Here is a 6,597-nt window from a genome sequence, read left to right on the forward strand (position 1 = left end):
GGGGCGCTCAGCCCCAGCAGCTCCCGCCAGCGCCGGCCCCGCTCGCGCCAGGTGTGCCCGGCGGCGAAGGCGCGCCGCTCGGCGGCCCCGCTCGCCGAGGGCTCGGCGGCCACCAGCTCGGCGACCGCGCCGGCGAAGCCCGCCGCGTCGTCGGAGATCCGCACGCCGGGCGCGTCCAGCCACTCCACGGCGTCCAGCCGGCTGGAGACCACCGGCAGGCCCGCGGCCAGGTACTCCAGCACCTTCAGCGGGAAGCTGGACCGGTTGAACTCCGAGAGCGTGTACGGCATGACGCCGACGCGGGCGCGGGCCAGCACCTCGGCGACCCCGCCCGCGTCGCGCGGGCCCAGCCACCGCACCCGCGCATCGGCCAGCAGCCGCTCCCACACCGCGTCCTGCGTGAACGTCGGCTGGCGCGGGCCGACGACGACGAGGTCGGTGCCGGTGCGCACCAGCTCCTCCAGCCAGCCCAGGTCGATGCGGTCGGAGACCATGCCGAGGAACACCGCGAAGGGCCGCCCGGCCTCCGCCGGGCCCTCCGGGGGCGCCGCGCCCGGCGCGCAGCCGCGCGGCGGGCACCCCCACCAGCTCGGCGCCGGCGACGTAGTCGTCCTTGACGAGGAAGGCGGTGCGCGCGCCCAGCGCGCGGGCCGCGCGCGCCAGCGGGCCGGTGACGTTCTGCGCGCAGACCACCGCGCGCGGGCGGCGCCCGTCGCGCACGCACGCCGCCAGCAGCGTCAGCGCCACCGCGGGCGCGTTGAGGTGGTGCAGGCCGCGGCGGCGGCTGGCCGGCAGGACCCACGGCGTCACCACGCGCACGCCCTCCGGGGCGCGCACCGGGCCGCGCCCGGCGCGCAGCCCGTCCCGCTTGGTCCACACCGCCGTCGGCGGCTGCACGAACAGCACGTCGTGGTCGCGGGCCAGCTCGGCGGCCAGGCGCTGCTCGTACAGCCGGTGCCCCTCGAAGGCCGTGCTCGACAGCAGCGCCACCAGCGGGCGGCGGGGCGCGCCCCCGCGCCCGGCCGCGCTCACGCCACCTCCCGCAGCAGCTGCGCCAGGTCCGCGGCCATGCGGGCGGTGGAGAAGCGCTCGCGCACCAGGGCCGCCCCGCGCCGGCCCATCTCCGCGGCGCGCTGCGGGTCGGCCAGCAGCTCGCGCACCGCCGCCGCCAGCGCCGCCGGGTCCCCCGGCGGCACGAGCAGCCCGGTGCGGCCGTGGGCGACGTAGTCGTCCATGCCGGCGGTGCGGGTGGTCACCACGGGCAGGCCCACCGCCATCGCCTCCAGGGTCGCGGTCAGCCCGGAGCAGTGCACGTTCGGCACCAGCGGCACCACCGCGACCGCGGCGGTGCCGTACAGCTGCTCGCGCAGCGCGACGTGGTCGAGCTGGACGGTGCGCGAGCCCTCCCCGGCCTCGACCGGGCGGCGGGTGGCCAGGGTGAGGGTGGCGCCCGGGTGGGCCGCGCGCACCGAGCGCCAGGCCGCGGCCAGGGTGGCGTAGTCGCGGTGCCGGTCGTTGCCGACGGAGACCACCGCGCCCGGCACCGGTTCCGCGGTGCGCGCCGCCCAGAAGCCCGTGTCCACGCCCTGCGGCACGTACCGCACGTGCGGGCCGCCCAGGCCCCAGGAGGCCAGCACCGGCAGCTGCGCGCGCGAGAGCACGAACAGCCCCGCCGCGCGCGGCAGGTACCGGCGGGCCAGCGAGCGCGCGGCGCGCGGGCCCGGGTCGGTGCACCACACCACGCCGCTGACCACCGGGCGCCGCCGGCCGGCGGAGGCCAGCGCGGGCACCCCGATGCGCTCCTCCCACGTCAGCAGCGGCCCGCGCCCCCGCCAGGAGCGCCCGCCGAAGCGCAGGCCGTCCAGGAGCCCGCCCGAGACGCGCTCCAGCGGGGTCGCGGCCCCCACGCCCAGCAGCTCCGGGGCGAACCCGTGCGCAGCCAGGCGGTCCAGGCCGTAGGGGAAGCGGTCGGGCACCAGGCCGGCGGCGTGCCGCTCGGGCCAGCCGGCGGTGTGCGCGGAGGCCACGGCCACCTGCACCGGCACCGCCGCCGCGCCCGAGGGAGCCGACGGGCCGGGCAGCGTCCCCGGGCTGCTCACGGCGCGGTCGCCAGCGGCGAGCCGAGCAGCTCGCGCGCCAGGTCCACGGCCTCGTCGGCCGTCGCAGCGGTGCGCGTCAGCTCGCTGCCCGACGTCCACGCCTCGCGGAAGTCGCGGATCTTGCCGTAGGAGTTGTCCAGCACCACGTGCGGGATCCCCAGCAGCAGGCACAGCACGTGCCCGTGCAGGCGGTCGGTGACCACGACGCGGCCGCGGCTGAACGTGCGCACCCCCGCGGCGAGGTTCTGCCGGGCCATCGAGGAGTACGCGGCCTGCAGCACCGGCTGGGTCAGCGCCACCGTGGCCGGGCCCTCCAGGCGGCGCACCGCGCCCACGACGCGGCGCTTGGCGCGCCAGGCGGGCATGGAGAACTCGTGGGTGCCCCAGTCGGTCACGGGCAGGCCGGCCCTGCGGAACACCTCGGCGTGCCCGACGCCCTCGCGGTCGGCGCGCATCAGGCACAGCACGTCCACGTCCGCCGGCGCGGTGCGCCGCAGCGGCCCCAGCCCGAACGCGGCGTCCGGCACGAGGGTCACCGAGGCGTCGGGGAACATGCGCCCGGCCAGCTCCCGGCTGCGGCGGTCGCGGACCATCAGGTGCAGGTCCCGGTGGCGCGCCAGGGCGCCGGGGGCGGCCACGGCGCGCTCGGGGTCGTCGTACCAGAGCGACTGCGGCAGCTGCACCAGCCGGCGGTCGGGGAAGCGCTGCGCGACGTCCTCGCGGAAGCGCTGGTACTGCGGCCACACGTCGCCGAAGTTGCCGCCGCCGTGCAGCACCACCGGCGCGGTGCCGCTGCGGCGGCGCAGCGCGCCCTCGCGCAGGGAGTGGTGCTCGCACGTGTACGTCACGCGCGTGCCGGCGCGCTCGAGCAGGCGCCGCTCGCCCGCCCAGATGAGCGAGTCGCCGACGTTGCGGTGCCCGGGGAAGTCCAGCAGGGCCGCGCGCGGCGAGGCGACGGCACCGGCGACGGCGTCCTGCCAGCGCTGCGCCAGCCGGTGCACGAGGTCCAGGTCGGGGCGGGGGGCGCTCACGCCGGGACCACCGGTGCGCGGCGCGCGGCGCGCGCGGTGCGGTCGAGGGGCGCGCCGCTCTCGGCGGGCGGCCCGGGGGACGGTGCGCAGGACGGTGCGGCCCCCCGCTCGGCGGATGCGTGCACGGTGGTCACGCGGCGGCATCCTGCTACGCGCGGTCGCTGGAACGCAACGCCGGGTGTGCGACGATGCGCGCACCACCACCCCGGAAGGACGCCCGTCCCATGCCGAGCGCCGAGGCGACCAGCGCGCCGACCGTCGACGTCGTCGTCCCCGTCAAGGACGACCCGCGCCTGGAGGCGTGCGTGCGCGCCCTGCTCGCCCAGGACCACCCGGCCGACAGGCTGCGCGTCCTCGTGGTGGACAACGGCTCCCGGCACCCGCGCACCGACCTGGCCGACCTCGACCCGCGCGTGAGCGTGCTCTCCGAGCCGCGGCCGGGCTCCTACGCCGCCCGCAACGCCGCCGTGGCCCGCGCCACCGGCGACGTGCTGGCCTTCACCGACTCCGACACGCTGCCCGAGCCGACCTGGGTCTCCAGCGCGGTGCGCGCCCTGGGCGCCGGCGCCCGCGTGGTGGCCGGCCGGGTGCGGGTGTACCCGCGCGACCCGCGCCGCCCCCACCCCGTGGAGGCGTTCGAGGTCGTCAACGCCTTCCGCCAGGACCGCACCGTGCCGCGCGGCTTCGCCGTCACCGCCAACCTCGTCGTGCCGCGCGAGGTCTTCGACGCCGTGGGCCCCTTCGACGCCGACCTGCCCTCCGGCGGCGACGCCGAGTGGTGCGGGCGCGCCGTGGCCGCCGGCTTCCCCCTCACCTACGTCGCCGACGCCGTCGTGGCCCACCCCGCCCGCGAGTCGTACGCCGAGGCGTGGACGAAGCTGTGCCGCGTCCAGCACGGCCGGCAGCTGCGCGTGCGCAACGGCGAGCAGCCCCCCGGCGCGCTGTCCGTGAAGGCCTTCGCCCCGCCCGTGGGGGCCTTCGCCCGCGCCGTGCGCGCCCGCGAGCTCGACGGCGCCCGCAGCCGCCTGGCCTACGTCGTGGGCGCCTTCTACATGCGCTACGGCCGCGCCGCCGCCGCGGTCAAGCACCGCTGAGCGGTCCGGGCGCGGTGACGACCACGGGCACCGGGCGCGTCGACGAGCTCGCCCTGGCGCGGGAGGGGCGGGCCCGGCGCCGGCAGCTGGGCGCCCTGCCCGCGCTGGTGGCCGAGGCGCTGAGGCTGTGCTGGAGCGCGCGCCGGCGCGACCTGCTGCTCGTCTTCGGCGTGCAGCTGCTCGGCTCGGCGCTGCTGGGCGTGCAGGTGCTCGTGGGGCGCGAGGCCCTGGCGCGCGCCCTGGGCGGGGCCGGCACCGGCGCCGCCGTCGCCGCCGACCTGGCCGGCCCGCTGCTGCTGCTCGCCGGCGTCGGCCTGCTCGCCGGCTTCTCCGGCGCCGTGCGCGGGCAGCGGCTGCGGCTGCTGTCCGAGGCCGTGCAGCGCGCCGTGTGGGGCCGGGTCCTGGACGTCACCACCGGCGTCGAGCTGGACCGCTTCGACGACCCCGCCTTCTACGACCGCCTGCAGCGGGTGACCACCAGCGCCGTCTCGCGCCCCGTCGGCGTCGCGCAGGGCCTGGTGGGGATCGTCGGCGGCCTCGTCGGCAGCGCCGGGCTGTTCGCGGCCCTGTGGTCCATCGAGCCGGTGCTGCTGCCGGTGCTGCTGCTCGCCGGGGTCCCGCTGTTCCTGCTGTCCCGGCGCGGGGGCCGGCTGGAGTTCGACTTCGCCGTCGCCCAGACCCCCGCCTACCGCACCCGCGCCTACCTGCGCGACGCCCTCGTCGGGCGGCGCGAGGCCAAGGAGGTGCGCGCCTACGGCCTGGCCGCCGCCCTGCGCGGGCGCTACGAGGACCTCGCCGGCGCCTACGAGCGCGACCTGCGCCGGCAGGTCGCCCGCCGCGTGCGCCTGGCCGTGGCCGGGCAGGCCCTCACCGCCCTCAGCGTCCTGGTCACCGCGCTGCTGCTGCTGTGGCTGGTGGGCCGCGGGCGCCTCACCCTGGCCGACGCCGGGGCCGCCGGCGCCGCCGCGCCCCTGCTGGCCTCGCGGCTGCAGGCCCTCACCTCCGGCGTCGGCGGCGTGCTGGAGTCCGGCCTGTTCCTCGACGACCTGCGCGCCTTCCTCGCCCTGGGCCGACCCGCCGGCGCCCCCGGTGCGCTGCGCCGCGCGGGGCGCTTCGAGCACCTCGCCGTGCGGGGCGTGTCCTTCACCTACCCGCGCCAGCAGCGGCCCGCGCTGCGCGAGGTCTCCCTGGAGGTGCGCCGCGGGGAGGTCCTCGCCCTGGTCGGGGAGAACGGCTCGGGCAAGACGACCCTGGCGAAGGTCCTCGCCGGGCTGCACCCGCCCGGCGCCGGCTCGGTGCTGTGGAACGGCGAGGACACCGCCGGCCTGGACCCCGCCTCCCTGCGCGACCAGGTCGCCGTGGTCTTCCAGGACTTCGTGCAGTGGCGCATGAGCGGGCACGACAACGTCGCCGTGGGCCGCCCCGGCCGCCCCGACGAGGCCGCGGCGGTGCCCGCCGCCGCCCGCCAGGCCGGCGCCGACGCCCTGCTGCGCCGCCTGCCGCAGGGCTACGGCACCCCGCTGAGCACCGAGCTCGCCGGCGGCGTCGACCTGTCCCTGGGCCAGTGGCAGCGCGTGGCCCTGGCGCGCGCCTTCTACCGCGGCGCCGAGCTCGTCGTCCTCGACGAGCCCACCGCCGCGCTCGACGCGCGCGCCGAGGCGGAGCTGTTCGCGCAGGTGCGCGAGCTCGTCGCCGGGCGCACCGTCGTGCTCGTCTCGCACCGCTTCTCCAGCGTGCGCGAGGCCGACCGCATCGTCGTGCTGCGCGAGGGCGCCGTCGACGACGTGGGCACCCACGACGAGCTCGTGGCGCGCGGCGGGCTGTACGCGGAGCTGTACGCGCTGCAGGCGCAGGCGTACCGGGAGGGCTGAGGGGCGTTGCACGGGGCCGGGTGCGTCGTGGTCACCGCGCCCGGGGGGGTGCACCCCTCCCCCGCGCCACCCGGCCCCGCCCACCTGCACCGGGAGCACCGGGAGCACCGGCGCCACGCAGCGCCAGGGGCGCTCTACGCTGGGTGCCCGCCGCACCCCGAGGAGGAACCGTGGACCGCGTCGCCGTCCGGGCCGACGAGCTCGCCTGGAACGAGGTGGACGACCAGATCGTCGTGCTGGACACCGCCACCTCCACCTACCACGCCGTCTCCGGCGCCGGGGTGGTGCTGTGGCCGCTGCTGGTGGAGGGCACCACGCGCGCGGACCTGCTGGAGCGGCTCACCGGCACCTTCGACGTCGACCGCGAGCGCGCGGAGGCGGACCTGGACGCCTTCCTGGCCTCGTGCGCCCCGCTGCTGCAGCGGGCCTGACGTGAGCACCGGCACCGGGAGCAGCACCGGCGCGCGCCGGGCGGCGCCGCTGCGGGTGCGCGCGCTGCGGG

The 6,597-nt window shown here is 78.9% G+C and carries 6 protein-coding genes; 3 read left to right on the forward strand and 3 right to left on the reverse strand.

Features of this window, described 5'->3' with window-relative positions:
* The 3 genes from GTR00_RS11265 to GTR00_RS11275 form a co-directional block, all read right to left on the reverse strand.
* Positions 1–506: glycosyltransferase (locus GTR00_RS11265; RefSeq protein WP_166611718.1), on the reverse strand; the 506-nt coding region annotated here is incomplete at its 3' end.
* A 522-nt stretch (positions 507–1,028) separates the two neighbouring features.
* Positions 1,029–2,099 (reverse strand): glycosyltransferase family 4 protein, encoded by a 1,071-nt coding sequence (locus GTR00_RS25770; protein ID WP_166611719.1) that lies wholly within the window; start codon positions 2,097–2,099, stop codon positions 1,029–1,031.
* Complete coding sequence (locus tag GTR00_RS11275) at positions 2,096–3,130, reverse strand: polysaccharide pyruvyl transferase family protein (protein WP_166611720.1); 1,035 nt, start codon at positions 3,128–3,130, stop codon at positions 2,096–2,098. The genes GTR00_RS25770 and GTR00_RS11275 overlap by 4 nt, the downstream gene beginning before the upstream one ends.
* Positions 3,131–3,354: 224 nt before the next feature.
* Between GTR00_RS11275 and GTR00_RS11280 the strand changes: the two genes are divergently transcribed.
* The 3 genes from GTR00_RS11280 to GTR00_RS23955 all read left to right on the forward strand — a co-directional run bounded on the left by GTR00_RS11280 (position 3,355) and on the right by GTR00_RS23955 (position 6,526).
* Complete coding sequence (locus tag GTR00_RS11280; protein ID WP_166611721.1) at positions 3,355–4,224, forward strand: glycosyltransferase; 870 nt, start codon at positions 3,355–3,357, stop codon at positions 4,222–4,224.
* Between the two features lie 14 nt (positions 4,225–4,238).
* Positions 4,239–6,095, forward strand: coding sequence for an ABC transporter ATP-binding protein (locus GTR00_RS25775; protein ID WP_166611722.1), 1,857 nt, complete (start codon positions 4,239–4,241; stop codon positions 6,093–6,095).
* 170 nt (positions 6,096–6,265) lie between these two features.
* Positions 6,266–6,526 (forward strand): PqqD family protein, encoded by a 261-nt coding sequence (locus GTR00_RS23955; protein ID WP_166611723.1) that lies wholly within the window; start codon positions 6,266–6,268, stop codon positions 6,524–6,526.
* The last annotated feature ends 71 nt before the right edge of the window (positions 6,527–6,597 follow it).

This window comes from Kineococcus indalonis (assembly GCF_009906395.1).
GTDB lineage: Bacteria > Actinomycetota > Actinomycetes > Actinomycetales > Kineococcaceae > Kineococcus > Kineococcus indalonis.